Here is a 15,444-nt window from a genome sequence, read left to right as displayed (position 1 = left end):
CCTCTGTCATCGGGACCTGAGAGCTTCACCCGCGCGGTGCGCGTGGGCGCGCCGCCGGCTTGCACCGTCGGTGAGGGTGGTGGCCGTCGGCTCCCTCGCCGGCGGTCCTGCCCTGCTTTCCAGAGTGACCTATCCCACACGGTACGGATGCCTGAGAGATTCCGGGGAGGAGTTGCTCCTTCGGCGCCCCGACCAGCGCTTTCCGCTCCCGGGGACTCTCCCGAGCGGGCTCGGCGGTCGGGGCCCAGGTTACCAGCGGGAGGCCCTCCGATCACGGGTGCGTCGGGTCACTCCGGGTCTACGCGCGTGGCATCCGGACGACCCGGACGGCCCAGTGCGCAGCCCGTCCGGCCGCACCCCGCTCGCGCCCGCCCGGTTCATGCCTTTTGGTGTGAAGTGGCGGACGGAAACGGGTGCTCCGGTCGCCGACCTGCGGGAGTTCCGCAGAGCAGCGCACTGGAGGAAAGAGTGCAAACCGATATCGACCCCAGGGACCTCATCGGCCACAAGGCGGTCGACCGCAACGGAGACAAGATCGGCACGGTCGACGAGGTGTACCTGGACGACGCCACCGGCCAGCCGGAGTGGGCCGCCGTCCGGACCGGCATCTTCGGCCGGGACGCCTTCGTCCCGCTCACCACGAGCGAGTTCTCCGGCGAGGAGCTCCGGGTGCCGTACGACAAGTCACTGGTCAAGGACTCGCCGGACTTCGGCGTCGGCCAGCACCTGTCGCCCGCCCAGGAGCTCCAGCTCTACCGCTACTACGGCCTCGACACCCCCGTGGTGAACGGGCGATCCGAGGCCGGCCCGGGCGACCGGCCCGCACAGCCCGACCTCGACTTCGGCACCACCCAGGCCGCGGCCCCGGCGGCCGCCGCCGCCACGACCGCCGCGGCGGCGAAGTCGCTCGCCTTCCACTCCCCCGAATCCGCCCCGACCACCCCCAACCAGAACAGCACCGCCACGGAGGCCAGCGTGCGCACCCTCAGCACCCCCGCGCCCGTCGCCGCCACCACGGCGGCCGCGGCGCTCACCGAGCCCAAGCCACAACCGTCCCCGGCCGCGGCTCCGACCACCACCCCGACCACCGCCACCCCGGAGCCCGCCGCCGGCCCGGCCACCTCGGCCCCCAGCGGCCCGGTCGAGATCACCTGCCGCGAGGAGCGGCTGGACATCACCACCGAGTGGCACGTGCTGGGCACCGCCCGGCTGCGGAAGTACGTGACCAGCGAGGCGGTCGAGCGCCGCGTCCCGGTGGTCCGCGAACGCGTCCGGGTGGAGCGGATGCCGGTGGGCGACGCCGAGCGCGCCTCGCTCACCGAGAAGGACATCGCCGAGGCGGTGGAGGAGGTCACCCTGCGCGAGGAGCGCCCGGTGGTCCGCAAGTACCTCGCCCCGATCGAGCGGGTCCGCCTGGTGGTCGAGCGCTACACGGCCGAGGAGGTGGTCCAGGACGAGCTCCGCCGCGAGCACGTCGAGGTGCACGACGACACCGCCACCACCCCCGACGCCGCCAACACCAACGGCACCCCGCCCATGGACTCCAGCCGCCCCTCCGCCCTGCGCCCCCTCTCCTGAGCCACCCCCCGAGGGCCCCGGACCACCCCGGTCCGGGGCCCTCCGCGCGCCCCACCCCCACCCCCACCAGCCCCAACGCCCGCCGCAGGCGCCCCGATCGTTCGACTTTGCCAAAGCTTCACCGATCGATATTTGACACAGTGAAGTATCTCCCTGCATGGTTACTTCAGTTCATTCACTATGTACGGGAGGAAGCAACCGTGAGTGAGGCACCACAGCCCACCACCGCGGCCGAGAAGCAGAGCAGCGCCCGAGTCCTGCCGGCCCTCATCCTGGCGATGCTGTCGTTCAGCGTGGTGCAGACCGCGGTCGTCCCGATCCTGCCCTCGCTGGCCAAGGAGCTGAACGTCTCCGGGTCCAGCGTCACCTGGCTGATGACCGCCAACCTGCTCTCCGCCGCCGTGCTGACTCCCCTCCTGGGCCGCTTCGGCGACCTCCGGGGCCGCAAGCCGATGCTGCTGATCTCGCTCACGGGCCTGGTCGCCGGCTCGGCGCTGGCGGTCAGCACCCACTCCTTCACCTGGCTGGTCGTCGCCCGCGTCCTCCAGGGCGCCGGCGGTGGCGTGCTGCCGCTGGCGATCAGCATCGTCCGCGACGAGCTGCCCAAGCAGAAGGTGACCGGCGGCGTCGCCGCCATCAGCGCCTCGATGGGCGTCGGCTCCGGCCTCGGCCTGGTGGCCACCGGTCTCCTGCTGGAGCACTGGAGCTACCAGTCGATCTTCTGGATGGGCCTGGCCTTCGGCCTGCTCGCGGTCGCCCTGGTCGCCTTCCGGGTCCCGTCCGACCCGGTGACCGACAAGGAGGGCGGCGCCGACCCGCTCGGCGCCCTCACCCTGGCCGGTTGGCTCTCCGCCCTGCTCATCGCGGTCAGCCAGGGCAACCACTGGGGCTGGACCTCGACCAAGACCCTCGGCCTGTTCGCCGTCGCCGCCGTCGTGGCGCTGATCTGGGGAGTCATCGAGGTCAAGGTCGCGCACCCGCTCGTGGACATGAAGATGATGTCCCGCCCGGCGGTGGCCTTCACCAACCTGGCCGGCCTGCTGATCGGTTTCGGCATGTACGGCTCGTTCATGGTGATCAGCAACTTCGCCCAGATCCCCGAGAAGATCGCCCACTACGGCTTCACCGCGACCGTCCTGCACGCCGGTGTGATGCTGCTGCCGTCCGCCATCGGCTCGATGGTGGCCGCCCCGATCGGCGCCATGCTGATCGCCCGCCGCGGCCCGCGCCTGCCGCTGGTGCTCGGTGGCGTCCTGGGTGCCGTCGCGATGGCCTACCTGGCCCTGCGCCACAGCGCCGAGGGTGACATCTACACCGCTTCGGCGATCTTCGGCCTCGGCATCGGCCTGGCGTTCTCCGCGATGCCGGCCTACATCAACGGCGCCGTCCCGGTCGAGCAGAGCGGCATCGCCAACGGCATGAACGCCGTGCTCCGCACCGTCGGTGGCGCCATCGGCACCGCCGTCATGGCGGCCATCCTCACCGGCGACACCATGAAGCTGCCGCCGAAGATCCCGCTGGTGCTGCCCACCCTGGACGCCTTCAAGCACGCGTTCTGGGTCGCGGCCGCCGTCTGCATCGTCGCCGGCGTCGTGCCGTTCCTGATCCGCACCATCAAGCCGGCCGCCACCGTCGCCGACGCCGCGGCCCGCACCACCAGCAGCCCCGAGCTGGTCAAGACCGACGCCTGACGAGGCGTCCGGCCCCGCGCTCAGGGACAGGGCGCGGGGCCCGGACTTCGGGCGGTCGCGAGGGCATCACGACCGCCGAGGCCCGACCCGGTATGCGGCCCCACCTGGCACCCCCGCCAGGTGGGGCCGCTTCGCGTCTCACTCCGGCGCGTCCGGCACGTCCGCGCCCTCCTCCCGCCGCAGCGGCAGCGGCCGGGCCGGTTCCAGCGCCGGGTCGTCGACCGCGAAGGTCCGCACCCGCCCCGGCCCGCTCCACGGCGTCTCGAACCGTACGGTGACCCGCCCGACGCCACTGCCCTGCACCCACCCGGGCCCGAACTCGGCGTGCCGGACGTCCTGCCCCGGCCACCAGCGCCGCACCGGAGCCGCCTGCGCCTCCTCCGCTGCCGTCTCCTCGTCCGCCGCCTCGCCCTCGTGCTCCGCCGCCTCCTCCCGCAGGGCCTGCGCGAACAGGTCCTCCTGGGTGTAGTCGGCCAGCTGGGCCACCCCGACCCCGAGCAGCCGGACGCCCCCGGTGATGTCCACCTGGGAGGCCAGCCGACGGGCCGTCTCGGTGATCACGGTCTCGTCGTCGGTGGGCCCGCGCAGCGTCTCCGACCGGGTCAGCGTCGAGAAGTCGAACCGGCGGACCTTGAGCACCACCGTGCGCCCGGAGCGCCCCGCCGCCCGCAGCCGCCGCACGCAGCGGGCGGCCAGCACTTCCACCTCGCGCAACACCCGGTCCCGGTCGGCGAGGTCCACCTCGAAGGTGTCCTCCACCGAGACCGACTTGGCGTCCTGGTCGGCCACCACCGGCCGCTCGTCCAGGCCGGTCGACATCTGGTACACGCCGGCGCCGTGCGCCCGGCCGAGCAGCTGGACCAGCTCGCTCTCCCCCGCCTCCGCGAGATCGGCCACCGTGCTCAGCCCGGCCCGCCGCAGCACCTGCTCGGTGGCCGGCCCGATCCCCGGCAGCGCCCGCACCGGCATCGGCCCCAGCACGGCCCGCTCCTGGCCCGGCTCGATCAGCACCAGCCCGTCCGGCTTGGCCTGCTCCGAGGCGATCTTCGCCATCAGCTTGGACCCGGCCGCCCCGACCGAGCCGGTCAACCCGGTGAGCCGGTGGATGTCCGCCCGCAGGTCCTCCGCGAGCGCGAGCACCAGCCGTTCGCCGGTCGCGTGGTCGGCCGCGGCCAGCGCCGGGCCGTAGGGGCCGGCCTCCAGGTCGACGAAGGCCTCGTCCAGGCTGAGCGGCTGCACCAGCGGCGACAGCTCCCGCAGCAGCCCCATCACGATCTCGCTCACGTACCGGTAGGCCTCGAACCGGCCCGCCAGGAAGGCGGCGTTCGGGCAGAGCCGGCGTGCCTGGGCCATCGGCATCGCCGAGTGCACCCCGAACCGCCGCGCCTCGTACGAGGCCGTGGAGACCACCCCGCGCCCGCCGAGCCCGCCGACGATCACCGGTTTGCCGCGCAGGCTCGGCTTGGCCGCCTGCTCCACCGCGGCGAAGAAGGCGTCCATGTCGAGGTGGATGATGCTCGGCAGTGATCGCACCCGCCGATCATCCCGCACGGGTCCGACAGTGCGTGCGAACCCGGCCGCCGCCCGGCCCCTACCGCTTGGCGGCCTCGGCCAGCGCCTTCGAGATGCCCTCCTCCTTGGGCCCCAGGAAGACCGGGTCCGGCGTCAGCAGCACGTTGACCGCCGCCTTGCCCGCTCCCGCGACCTCCCGGAGGCCGCCGTACAGCCAGGTCACGTCCTGCGGCTCGGTCACCCCGACCGCGTACGAGCGGATCCCGGCCGCCTCGCACAGCGCCAGCGCCCGCCGGACGTGGAAGTCCTGGCTGACCAGCACCGCGCGGTCCACCCCGAAGATCCGGTGCGCCCGGGTGCAGGAGTTCCAGGTGTCGAAGCCCGCGTAGTCCCGGACCACCCGCCCCTGCGGCACCCCGTGGTCGACCAGGTACCGCCACATCGCGTCCGGCTCGTCGTACTCGATCCGCCCGTTGTCGCCGGTCACCAGGATGGCCCGGACCTTCCCCGCCCGGTACAGGTCCAGCGCGGCGACCAGCCGGTGCTCCAGGTACGGCGACGGCTTGCCCTGGTCCAGCCCGGCCCCGAACACCACGGCCACCGGCGCGGACGGCGCGCTCTGCACCGTGCCCACCCGGTCGCCCTCCGACAGGAACAGCCAGGCGCTCGGTGCCAGCGCCAGGCCGCTCAGCACGGTCGCGAGTTGGAAGACCCTGCGCTGCGTCCGCCGCTGCCGCAGACGCACCCGCAGCAGCCCGCCCCGACGCCGCAACAGGTCCGCTATCCCCGTGCCGAACCCCACGTACCCTCCTCGATCGCTGTACCAGGCACCACGACGAGGCCGCGGCCCCGAACGGTTCCCCGTCCGGGCCCGCGGCCTCGTCAATGTCGGTGTCGGTGTCGGTTCCGCCGTGTCGGCGTCAGTTCCGGGTTCAGACCGCCCGGTTGCGCCGCTGGGCCAGCTCGTCCGCCGGATCGTGCCCCACCACGGTCTCGCCGGTGTCGGTCCGCTCGGCGTGCAGCCGCCCGAGGGCCAGCTCCAGCTCCCGCCAGACCGCTCCCACCGCGATGCCGAAGACGCCCTGACCGCCCTTCAGCAGGTCCACGACCTGCTGCGGCGTGGTGCACTCGTACACCGTCGCGCCGTCGCACATCAGCGTCATCCCGGCCAGGTCGCCCTGCTCGGCGGCCTGCAGATGGGCGACCGCCACCCGGATGTTCTGCAGCGAGACGCCCGCGTCCAGCAGCCGCTTCACGATCTTGAGCAGCAGGATGTCGCGGAAGCTGTAGAGCCGCTGGCTGGGCGCCGGGTACGCGGTGCGCACGCTCGGCTCCAGCAGCCCGGTACGGGCCCAGTAGTCCAGCTGCCGGTAGGTGATCCCGGCCGCCGCACAGGCCGTCGGACCGCGGTAGCCGATCAGCTCGGACGTCGGCGCCAGCCGCTCGATCGCCGGCTGCCCCGGCTGCACCGCCGGGAACCGCCCCATCCGGGGCAGGTCGGTCACGTTGCGAGCGGTGCGCGGCACGTGCACGGCGCACAGGCCTCCCACGGCCGCGTCATCGCCGGTGCTGCTCATGCCTACCTCCGTCCACTCGTGCTGCGGGCAACCCGAACTGCGGGTATCGGGCACCCGGACAGCCACTCCTGACGGTAGGCAGTCCCCTATGACCCGTCAACGATCGCCACGCCGGGCCTGACAAACCACATCACTCGAGAGAGTGGTTTTTCGTGCCCCTAGTGTGGGTAGGTGGACGGTTTTTGGCAAAACGACTTCTCGGCCGGTGTGCCGGCCCGTCCGCGCTACTGCGGACCACTGCCCCCGAAGTCCTCGGGCGACACCTGGTCGAGGAACTCGCGGAACTTCTCGACCTCGTCCTCCTGCTCGTCCGGGATCGCGATGCCCGCCTCGGCGAGCACCTCCTCGCTCCCGTAGATCGGCGTGCCGGTGCGCAGCGCCAGGGCTATCGCGTCGGACGGCCGGGCGCTCACCTCGACCCCGCCGGCGAAGACCAGCTCGGCGTAGAACACGCCCTCCCGCAGATCGGTGATCCGCACCTCGGTGAGCTGCTGGCCGAGCGCTTCCAGGACGTCCTTGAACAGGTCGTGCGTCAGCGGGCGCACCGGCGTCATGCCCTGTTGGGCGAAGGCGATCGCGGTCGCCTCGCCGGGGCCGATCCAGATCGGCAGGTACCGATCGCCCCCGACCTCCCTCAGCAGCACGATCGGCTGGTTGTTAGGCATCTCCACTCGGACACCCACGACGTCGAGCTCATTCACACAGGCAACACTATGGCTCTGGCCCCGGATATGAAAGCGCAGGGCCGATGCCGCTGGTCAGCGCGGTGCCCCGGTCCGGACCGGCTACCCGCGGATGCGCAGACCGGCCTGGACCATCGCCGCGTGCAGCCGGACGGACAGCGTGGCGAGCTCCCGCGCGGTGGCCTCCGCGTGCGCCCTGGTCTGCGGGTTCCGGTGCCGGCGCAGCGGCGCCACCACCTGCTCCACCAGCGCGATCTCCCGGTCCGCGGCCGCCTTCATGGCCCGCAGGTGCCGCGGCTCCAGCCCGTACCGGCCGAGCTCCGCGACCAGCCTGGCCACCTGTAGCGCCTCACCGTCGTACCCGCCGTCCGGACCGGGCGCCACCAGCCCGTACGACTCCCACTCGACCAGCTCGCGCTCCCCCGCCTCGGCGGCGGCCAGCAGCTCGGCCCGCCCCAGCCGGACCCCGGACGGCACCTCGGCCGAGGCCACCAGCTCCCGGTCCGCCTCCTCCAGCGGCCCGGGCCGGCTGTCGGCGGAGGGCGGCAGCGCCGGCGGGGTCTCGCCGCGCTCGATCGCGTCCAGGTGTTCGCGGATCACCCGCAGCGGGAGGTAGTGGTCACGCTGCATCCGCAGGACGTACGCCAGCCGCTCGACGTCGGCCGGGCTGAACTTGCGGTACCCCGAGGGCGTGCGCTGTGGCTCGACCAGCCCCTCCGCCTCCAGGAACCTGATCTTGGAGATGGTGACCTCGGGGAAGTCGTCGCGCAGGAAGGCCAGCACCGCGCCGATGCTCAGCAGCTCGTCGCCGCCGCGCCGGCGCCCGCCCCCCGGGCGCTCCGGCCGGACCGGCTGCCTGGGGCCCGCGACCACCCCGCGCCCGTCCCGGTCCGCCTGCGGACCGGACGACGCGGGGGTGGCCGCCCCGAGAGAAGAAGGGGTATTCGTACTCACTCGGGCTCCTGCCGACGTTGGTTTCAGTACCCCCGGTTGTGGCCGGCGAAGAACACCAGCCGGTACTTCCCGATCTGCACCTCGTCACCGTTGTTCAGCGGCACCTCGTCGATCCGCTCCCGGTTGACGTAGGTGCCGTTGAGGCTGCCCACGTCCGCGACGCTGAAGCCGGCCGGCGTGCGGCGGAACTCCACGTGGCGCCGCGAGACCGTGACGTCGTCCAGGAAGATGTCGCCCTGCGGGTGACGGCCGGCCGTGGTGACGTCCGAGTCCAGCAGGAACCGGCTGCCCGAGTTCGGGCCGCGCTGCACGATCAGCAGCGCCGAGCCCGGCGGCAGCGCGTCGATCGCCGCCAGCACCTCGGCCGACAGGGCCGGCGTGGCGCCGGTGCCGGTCGTGGTGTTGGGGTCGTACGACTCCAGGCCGGAGATGGAGATGGTCGACGTGGTCTCCGCCGCCCCCTCGGGGAGCAGCCCGCCCCGCAGCGCCGTCCCGCAGTTGGAACAGAACCGGGCCGCGGCCGGGTTCTGGTTGCCGCACCTGGGGCACGGAGTGGGGCCAGCCATGTTCACAGCCTCCTGGCGCGGCACACCCGACGGGTTGTGCCCGGCGTACGGGTCCGGAGCAAACCCTCCACCAGAGGTTGAGGGTCCCGACTGGAAACCTATGCGCGGGTCGCCGGAGGGGTCAACCGACGCGCCGTAGCCCGCCGGATTCCCCGCGTACTGGGCGGGGCCGCCGTCCCGGTACAGCTGCTGTTCGGCATACTGCGGCGCCTCGGGCGCCGGGCGCATGCCCGGCAGGGCGGGCTCGTCTTCGGGCCGGCGGTGCCGCGCGGTGGGCGCCTCGACGGCGGCCGCGTCGCGGTCCTTGTTACGACCGAACAACTTCGAGAAGAAACTCACGGGCGAATCCCCTTGCGTGTGACAGACCCGCCCGCGGGGCAGGGTGAGAACCTCGGACAGGCTGCGGGCCCGGTCGCGGATCGGGCCTGCTGGAGTGGTACTCCGACGGTTGGTACTGCGGTTGGTGCTCCGTTGTGTGCTGGTGTGGACCAGTCTCGCCGACGCGACGGCGGCGCCCCGCACCGGGTGCCGCCCGTACGTGACGGGCTGTTCGCCGAGCGCCCCGTCACTTCGAAGCCGGCTTGGCGTACTGCGGCGTCTTCAGATCGACGACGGCGTCGACGACCACCTTCTGCTGCTGGGTGATCGTCGCCCGCGCCTGGTGGCTCTCCAGCGTGCGGACGACACCCCCCGGGATGTTCAGCGCGGGCGTCAGGTCCTGCGGGTTCCCCACGACGGTGAACCGGTAGGGCTGCGAGACCTTCTTCCCGTCGATCTGCACCCCACCGCCCGAGACGTCGGTGAAGTAGGTGTTGACCACCACGCGCACATCGTTGATCTGAATCGCCTCCGCCCCCGCCGCTCGAAGTTCCTGCAGGGTGTCCAGCAGCATATCTGCCTTCACCTGCCCTTGGGGATCGTCGACAGTCAGGACGATGCCCGGACCAGTGGCTTTGACGGTGCCGGCGAGCACACCCAACTCCGTCACCTTCTTCCTGGTCTGCTCCTGGGCCTCCTTGGCCTGGTTGGAGCTGTTCTCCAACTTGCCCAGGGACTGCTCCAACTCCGCCCTCTCCTGTTGAAGACGCCGCTGACGGCTGTCCAGTTCATCGAGGATCCGCACCAGGTCCTCCTGGCGGGCCCCGCGCAGCTGGCTGTGGTGGTCGTTGGTCGACCGCACCTGGATCGCCAGCCCCAGTCCGAGCGAGAACAGCAGCAGCGCCACCACCAGCTGCCCGCGCGACAGCCGGGGCGGCCACAGCGCCGCCTTCAGACGCCGCCGCCCGGCGTTCCGGTCGACGACCGGCTGCTGCTCGACAGCCTCCGGCTCGGGCTCGGTTTCCGGCTCCGGCTCCAGCTCCGGCTGGGCCTCGGCCTCGGCCTCCGGCTCCAGCTCGGCCTCGGCAGCGGCCTCCGGTGCGGCGGGCTTCTCCAACCGCACGACGGGCTCGGCCACCTCCTCCGGCCCGGCCACGGCAGCCACCTCAGGCGCAGCCTCAGCGTCAGGCTTCTCCGGCGCCTCCGCATCGGCCCCGGCGTCCTCGCCCGCGTCCTCGCCCGCGTCCTCGCCCGCCTCCTCGGCCTCCTCCGTGTCGGCCTCCACGGCCTCCTCGACGGCCCCAGCGGCCTCGGCAGCCTCCTCGGGCTCAGCAGGCTCGTCGGGCTCAGCAGGCTCGTCGACGGTCCCCGGCTCCACGGCCTCGGCCGCCTCCGGCTCCGCCTCCACCGGCGTCCCGGTCGCCTTCGCGTCCACGTCCTCGCGCACGCTCGCGCCGGCCCGTCCGGCCACCTTCTCCTCCGCCGCCGCGCGGCCCGGCTCAGGCACGGAAGACATGGCGCCGAATCGCAGCCGCGTTGGAGAAGATGCGGATGCCGAGGACGACGACCACACCCGTGGACAGCTGGGAGCCGACGCCCAGCTGGTCGCCCAGGAAGACGATCAGCGCCGCGACCACCACGTTCGACAGGAACGAGACGATGAACACCTTGTCGTTGAAGATCCCGTCCAGCATCGCCCGGACGCCACCGAACACGGCGTCCAGCGCCGCCACCACCGCGATCGGCAGGTACGGCACGACGGCGTCCGGCACCTCGGGCTGGACGAAGAGTCCGACGACCACCCCGATCACGAGACCCAGTACGGCAATCACGGTCTAGCTGCTCCTGTCCCTGCGGACGACGACCCGGTCGTGGGCGTCGTGGACGAGTGGGCTGTCGTGGTCTTGGTGGAGGCCGACGGCGAACGCCGCCCCGGGCTCGGGGCGCCGCCGGTCGCGGACGGTGAGACGGACGCGCCGGGACTCTCCGGGGTTCCGGCCGACGGGGAGGCCGAACCACCCGCGGTGGCGGACGGCGAGGCCGTCGCAGCGGCCGACCCGGAGGCCGTCGCGGCCGCCGACGGCGAGGGTTCGGGGGTCACCGGCTGGGCGGTCCGCAGCGTCACACCCACCGCCGCCGGCAGCGTCAGGCTCTTCTGCGCGGAGATGGTCGACTTGATGCCGTACTTCTCCTGGAGCAGCCGCAGGTACTGCCCGGCCATGTCACTCTCGAAGGTGGTGAGCAGCTTCGGCCCGTCCCCGATCGCCTGAATGTTGTACGGCGGAACCAGCGGCCGGTTGTCCACCAGCACCGCTTCACCGGCCGCCCGGATCGCGGAGAGCGCGGTGAGCCGCTGGCCGTTGATCGACAGCGCCTCCGCGCCGGACCCCCAGAGGCCGTTCACCACGAGTTGCAGGTCGCGGTCCCGCAGCCGGCCACTGTTCGAGAAGCCCTGCCCCGCCCGCGGGTCGACGTTCCCCCCGGCGCCGGTCCCCGGCGCGTCCTCCAGGACCAGCTTCACCCCCGGTCCGGTGACCTCCCCCAGGCCCACCGCGCCGGTCAGGCCGCCCGGGTCGCCGTCGCCCGAGGGGAAGGCCTGCCGCTGCGCGCTCTCGACCTTCCGTCGCAGGTCCTGGACCTGCTGCTGGAGGTGGTCGGCCGAGCCGTTGCTGTCGTTGATCCGCTGGATCAGCGCGTCCCGTTCCTTGGCGAGCGTCGGCTCCGCCTCGCGCGCGTTCACCGCGCCGACCGTCACCACGACGCCGACCAGGGCCAGCCCGGCACCCAGGGTCAGCAGACCGCGGACGGTCCGGGGTATCCGGCTGTCCTGCTCACCGCCCCGTGCCGCGGCCGCCTCCGCGTAACCCTCGTCCAGGCCGTGGTCCATCACGTTGGTCAGCAGGGACATCGAGGCGTCCGGGCGGTTGTACCGTCCGTTCGGGGCACTCGGCGTCGGCGTCGCTGGCATGCGGACCATCGTCCCATGTCGGAGAAGTCCCCCGTGCACACCCCCTGAGCTGCGAACACACCCCAAAGTGACGGATCACGCCGAAGAGTGCGAAAACGGACAGCGGGGCGCACGAACCATGTCGCGCGCCCCGCCCGTCCGGATGCCCGGGATCAGCCGGAGGCCGTCACCGCCCGGCCCCCTCCACCACCGCGGCCCACTCGTCCAGCAGCGCGTCGGTGGCCTCGTCGTCCGGACCCTCCGCCCACAGGTGGGTGATCGCTTCGGCCGGATCCGGCAGGACCAGCGTCCAGCGCCCGTCCGCCTCCACGACCCGGACGCCGTCGGTGGTGTCCAGCCGCCGGCTGCCGGCCGCCTCCACCACCGAGCGCATGACCATGCCCTTCGCCGCCCACGGCGTGGCGATGTCCCGGCGCCGGATGTGCGCCTGCGGGATGCGCGCGTCGATCTGGCTCAGCGTCAGCTGGGTGCGCGCCACCAGGCCCACCAGGCGGACGAAGGCCGCGGCCCCGTCCAGCACCCCGCTGAACTCCGGCACCACGAACCCGCCGCGCCCGTCCCCGCCGAACACCGTGCCCTCGGCGGAAGCCGCCTTCGCGAGGTCGTCCGGAGTCGTCGTGGTCCAGATGACCTGGGTGCCGTGGTAAGCGGCGACCTGCTCGGCGATGCGCGTCGTGGTCACCGGCAGCGCCACCTGGCCGCTGCGCCGCTCGGCCGCGACCAGGTCCAGCAGCACCAGCAGCGCCCGGTCGTCGTCGATCACCCGGCCCAGCTCGTCGACGAAGGCGACCCGCTCGCCGACCGGGTCGAAGCGCACCCCGAAGGCCGCCCGCGAGGACGCCACCAGCTCCCCGAGCCTGGCCAGCCCGGCCCGCCGCTCCTCCGCGTCCTCCGTCGGCCGCGACTCGTCCAGCCCGCTGGAGACGGTCAGCGCCTCCACCCCGAGCCGGCCGAGGATGCTCGGCAGGACGAGCCCCGCGCTGCCGTGCGCGGTGTCCACGACCACCTTCAGCCCGGCCTCCCGGACGCCGGTGGTGTCCACGGTCCGCAGCAGGTTGCCCGCGTACGAGTCGAAGACGCTGGACGGGAAAGTGAGGTCGCCGATCTCGCCGGGGAAGGCCCGCCGGTACTCCTGGCGCGCGTACACCCGGTCGAGCTTGCGCTGCCCCGCCTGCGACAGGTCGGCCCCGCGCTCGTCGAAGAACAGGATGTCCAGCGAGTCCGGCACCCCGGGTGTGGTCCGCAGGAAGATCCCGCCCGCGCTCCCCCGCGCCGTGTGCTGCCGGGCCACCGGCATGGGCACGTTCTCCAGGTCGCGGACGTCGATCGCGGAGGTCTGGAGCCCCGAGATCATCGCCCGTTTGAGCGCACGGGCACCCCGCGAGTGGTCACGCGCAATGGTGACGGTCGCCCCCTTCTTCAGCGTCGTGGCGTACGCGCCCGCCAGCCGCACGGCCAGCTCGGGGGTGATCTCGACGTTCAGGATCCCCGAGACGCCCCGGACCCCGAAGAGGTGCTCCTGGCCGCGGGACTCCCAGATGACCGAGGTGTTGACGACCGCACCGGCCTCGATGGTCTTGAAGGGGTAGACCCGGACGTTCGCCCCGATGATCGACTCCTCCCCGACCAGGCACTCGTCCCCGATCACCGCGCCGTCCTCGATCCGCGCGGCCCGCATCACGTCGGTGTTCTTGCCGACCACGCAGCCGCGCAGATTGCTCTGCGGCCCGACGTACACGTTGTCGTGGACGACGGCCTTGTGGAGGAAGGCACCGCGCTTCACGACCACGTTGCTGCCGAGCACGGTGTGCTCGCGGATCTCCACGCCGGCCTCGACCTTGGCGTAGTCCCCGATGTACAGCGGCCCGCGCAGGACGGCCTCCGGGTCCACCTCCGCGCCCTCGGCCACCCAGACGCCCGGGGAGATCTCGAACCCGTCGATCTCGACGTCGACCTTGCCCTCCAGGACGTCCGCCTGGGCCTTGCCGTAGCTCTCGTGGGTGCCCACGTCCTCCCAGTAGCCCTCGGCAACGTAGCCGTAGACCCGCTTGCCCTCCTTCAGCAGCTGCGGGAAGACGTCGCTCGACCAGTCGACGGACTCACCCGCCGCCACGTAGTCGAAGACCTCGGGCTCCATCACGTAGATACCGGTGTTCACCGTGTCGGAGAAGACCTGCCCCCAGGTCGGCTTCTCGAGGAAGCGCTCGACCCGTCCGTCGTCGTCGGTGATCGTGATACCGAACTCCAGGGGATTCGGCACCCTGGTGAGGCAGACGGTGACCAGGGCGTTCTTACTGCGGTGAAAGTCGATCAATTCCGAGAGATTGAAGTCGGTCAGCGCGTCACCGGAGATCACCAGAAAGGAGTCGTCCCGCAACGCGTCCTCGGCGTTCTTGACACTCCCCGCAGTGCCTAGCGGCGTCTCCTCATGGGCATAGGTCAGATGCATACCCAGGTCCTCGCCGTCACCGAAGTAGTTCTTGACCAGTGACGCGAGGAACTGAACTGTGACGACGGTGTCGGAGAGGCCGTGCCGCTTCAGCAGCCGAAGCACGTGCTCCATGATCGGCCTATTGGCCACCGGAAGCAGCGGCTTCGGCATGCTGGAGGTCATCGGGCGGAGTCGGGTGCCTTCGCCCCCTGCCATTACAACGGCTTTCATTACGGGTGCGTCCTCCTTCGCGGTGGTGGACCTGTAGGTCCATCAAACCGTTCCAGAGGGTTCTCTACCCGTAAGGCATCCTCCGACGCACCGATGCGCCGTGGGACTTCTCTCAGATCACGTCTCAGACTGCGGACGCCGAGCCCGCGGAGCTCGCCCGGACGATCTGTCGTGCCTGCACCGCGTAAAGAATCGCGGCCCACCAGTACAACGTGGTCCCCCACCAGATGAACGCCCAGCTCACGACCTCGGCCGGCCGGGAGATCCAGCTGTCCCCACTGCCGAGCAGCAGAAGCGGAAACGCGTACATCAGATTGAAGGTCGCGGCCTTGCCCAGAAAACTCACCTGCAACGGCCCGTAACCGTGTCGGTTCAGAATGGGCAGCAGCACCGTGATAAACGCGTCCCGGGCCAGCAGAATCGCCGTCACCCACCACGGCAGGATTTCCCGCCAGGTCAACCCGAGCAGGGTCGACAGCACGTAGAGGCGATCGGCCAGCGGATCGAGCAGCTGCCCCACCCGGCTGATCTGCCCCCACCGCCGGGCAAGCTTCCCGTCCAGGTAGTCGCTGACCCCGCTCAGCGCCAGGATCAACAGCGCCCAACCATCGTTGTTGGGCCCGTCGAAGACCGGCCAGAGAATGAGCCAGAGAAAAAGCGGAACGCCGACCAGCCGGCCCATGCTCAGCATGTTGGGGATGGTGAGGACGCGATCGGTCTGGACCCGCGTCTCCTGGACCTCCACCCGGGGGCCTCCTGTCACGTATGACGACAATGCACGTTGACCCTACAACAGAGAAGCCCCCGTCCGGTTCACCCGGCGGGGGCTTCTCTCGAAGAATTGTTCGGCGGCGTCCTACTCTCCCACAGGGTCCCCCCTGCAGTACCATCGGCGCTGTGAGGCTTAGCTTCCGGGTTCGGAATGTAACCGGGCG

13 protein-coding genes, 1 rRNA gene and 1 riboswitch are annotated in these 15,444 nt (G+C 71.7%); of the genes, 2 read left to right on the top strand and 12 right to left on the bottom strand.

What is annotated here, in order from left to right; translation table 11 throughout:
• Positions 1–129 precede the first annotated feature (129 nt).
• A riboswitch (glycine riboswitch) is annotated at positions 130–233 on the bottom strand.
• A 235-nt stretch (positions 234–468) separates the two neighbouring features.
• Together ABTY15_RS23185 and ABTY15_RS23180 are read left to right on the top strand one after the other, a co-directional pair.
• The gene (locus ABTY15_RS23185) at positions 469–1,578 is read left to right on the top strand and encodes a PRC and DUF2382 domain-containing protein (RefSeq protein ID WP_350597362.1); all 1,110 of its coding nucleotides are present in this window, start codon (positions 469–471) and stop codon (positions 1,576–1,578) included.
• A gap of 200 nt (positions 1,579–1,778) precedes the next feature.
• Positions 1,779–3,269: an MFS transporter gene (locus ABTY15_RS23180; RefSeq protein WP_350597360.1), complete on the top strand. Its 1,491-nt coding sequence runs from the start codon at positions 1,779–1,781 to the stop codon at positions 3,267–3,269.
• A gap of 138 nt (positions 3,270–3,407) precedes the next feature.
• Here the strand turns inward: ABTY15_RS23180 and ABTY15_RS23175 are convergent, their stop codons facing one another.
• From ABTY15_RS23175 to rrf, 12 genes are all read right to left on the bottom strand, one after another.
• Positions 3,408–4,802 (bottom strand): DNA polymerase IV, encoded by a 1,395-nt coding sequence (locus ABTY15_RS23175; RefSeq protein ID WP_350597356.1) that lies wholly within the window; start codon positions 4,800–4,802, stop codon positions 3,408–3,410.
• A gap of 58 nt (positions 4,803–4,860) precedes the next feature.
• Positions 4,861–5,583, bottom strand: a complete 723-nt coding sequence (locus ABTY15_RS23170; protein WP_350597352.1) for a SanA/YdcF family protein — start codon at positions 5,581–5,583, stop codon at positions 4,861–4,863.
• Between the two features lie 130 nt (positions 5,584–5,713).
• Entirely contained in the window at positions 5,714–6,358 is a 645-nt protein-coding gene (locus tag ABTY15_RS23165; protein WP_350597346.1) for a MerR family transcriptional regulator, read from the bottom strand.
• Between the two features lie 224 nt (positions 6,359–6,582).
• Complete coding sequence (locus tag ABTY15_RS23160) at positions 6,583–7,059, bottom strand: bifunctional nuclease family protein (RefSeq protein WP_350597344.1); 477 nt, start codon at positions 7,057–7,059, stop codon at positions 6,583–6,585.
• An 84-nt stretch (positions 7,060–7,143) separates the two neighbouring features.
• Positions 7,144–7,839, bottom strand: a complete 696-nt coding sequence (gene ftsR, locus ABTY15_RS23155) for a transcriptional regulator FtsR (RefSeq protein ID WP_502893569.1) — start codon at positions 7,837–7,839, stop codon at positions 7,144–7,146.
• A gap of 179 nt (positions 7,840–8,018) precedes the next feature.
• Positions 8,019–8,900 carry a double zinc ribbon and FHA domain-containing protein gene (locus tag ABTY15_RS23150; protein ID WP_350597340.1) on the bottom strand — a complete coding sequence of 294 codons (882 nt, stop codon included), beginning with the start codon at positions 8,898–8,900 and terminating at the stop codon, positions 8,019–8,021.
• Positions 8,901–9,126: 226 nt separating this feature from the next.
• Complete coding sequence (locus tag ABTY15_RS23145) at positions 9,127–10,350, bottom strand: DUF881 domain-containing protein (protein ID WP_502893568.1); 1,224 nt, start codon at positions 10,348–10,350, stop codon at positions 9,127–9,129.
• 28 nt (positions 10,351–10,378) lie between these two features.
• Complete coding sequence (locus ABTY15_RS23140) at positions 10,379–10,711, bottom strand: small basic family protein (protein WP_030062488.1); 333 nt, start codon at positions 10,709–10,711, stop codon at positions 10,379–10,381.
• A complete protein-coding gene (locus ABTY15_RS23135) occupies positions 10,708–11,847 on the bottom strand; it encodes a DUF881 domain-containing protein (RefSeq protein ID WP_350597333.1) in 1,140 nt (379 codons plus the stop codon). The genes ABTY15_RS23140 and ABTY15_RS23135 overlap by 4 nt, the downstream gene beginning before the upstream one ends.
• Before the next feature lie 166 nt (positions 11,848–12,013).
• Entirely contained in the window at positions 12,014–14,509 is a 2,496-nt protein-coding gene (locus tag ABTY15_RS23130) for a sugar phosphate nucleotidyltransferase (RefSeq protein ID WP_350597330.1), read from the bottom strand.
• Positions 14,510–14,633: 124 nt separating this feature from the next.
• On the bottom strand, positions 14,634–15,254 hold the full coding sequence (gene clsA, locus ABTY15_RS23125) for a cardiolipin synthase ClsA (RefSeq protein WP_350597327.1): 621 nt from the start codon (positions 15,252–15,254) through the stop codon (positions 14,634–14,636).
• A 98-nt stretch (positions 15,255–15,352) separates the two neighbouring features.
• Positions 15,353–15,444: ribosomal RNA gene (rrf, locus tag ABTY15_RS23120) — 5S ribosomal RNA — on the bottom strand; the annotation flags it as partial.

It is taken from the genome of Kitasatospora sp. NPDC097643 (assembly GCF_040302625.1).
Classification (GTDB): Bacteria; Actinomycetota; Actinomycetes; order Streptomycetales; family Streptomycetaceae; genus Kitasatospora.
This window is presented reverse-complemented; position numbering and strand designations above follow the sequence as displayed.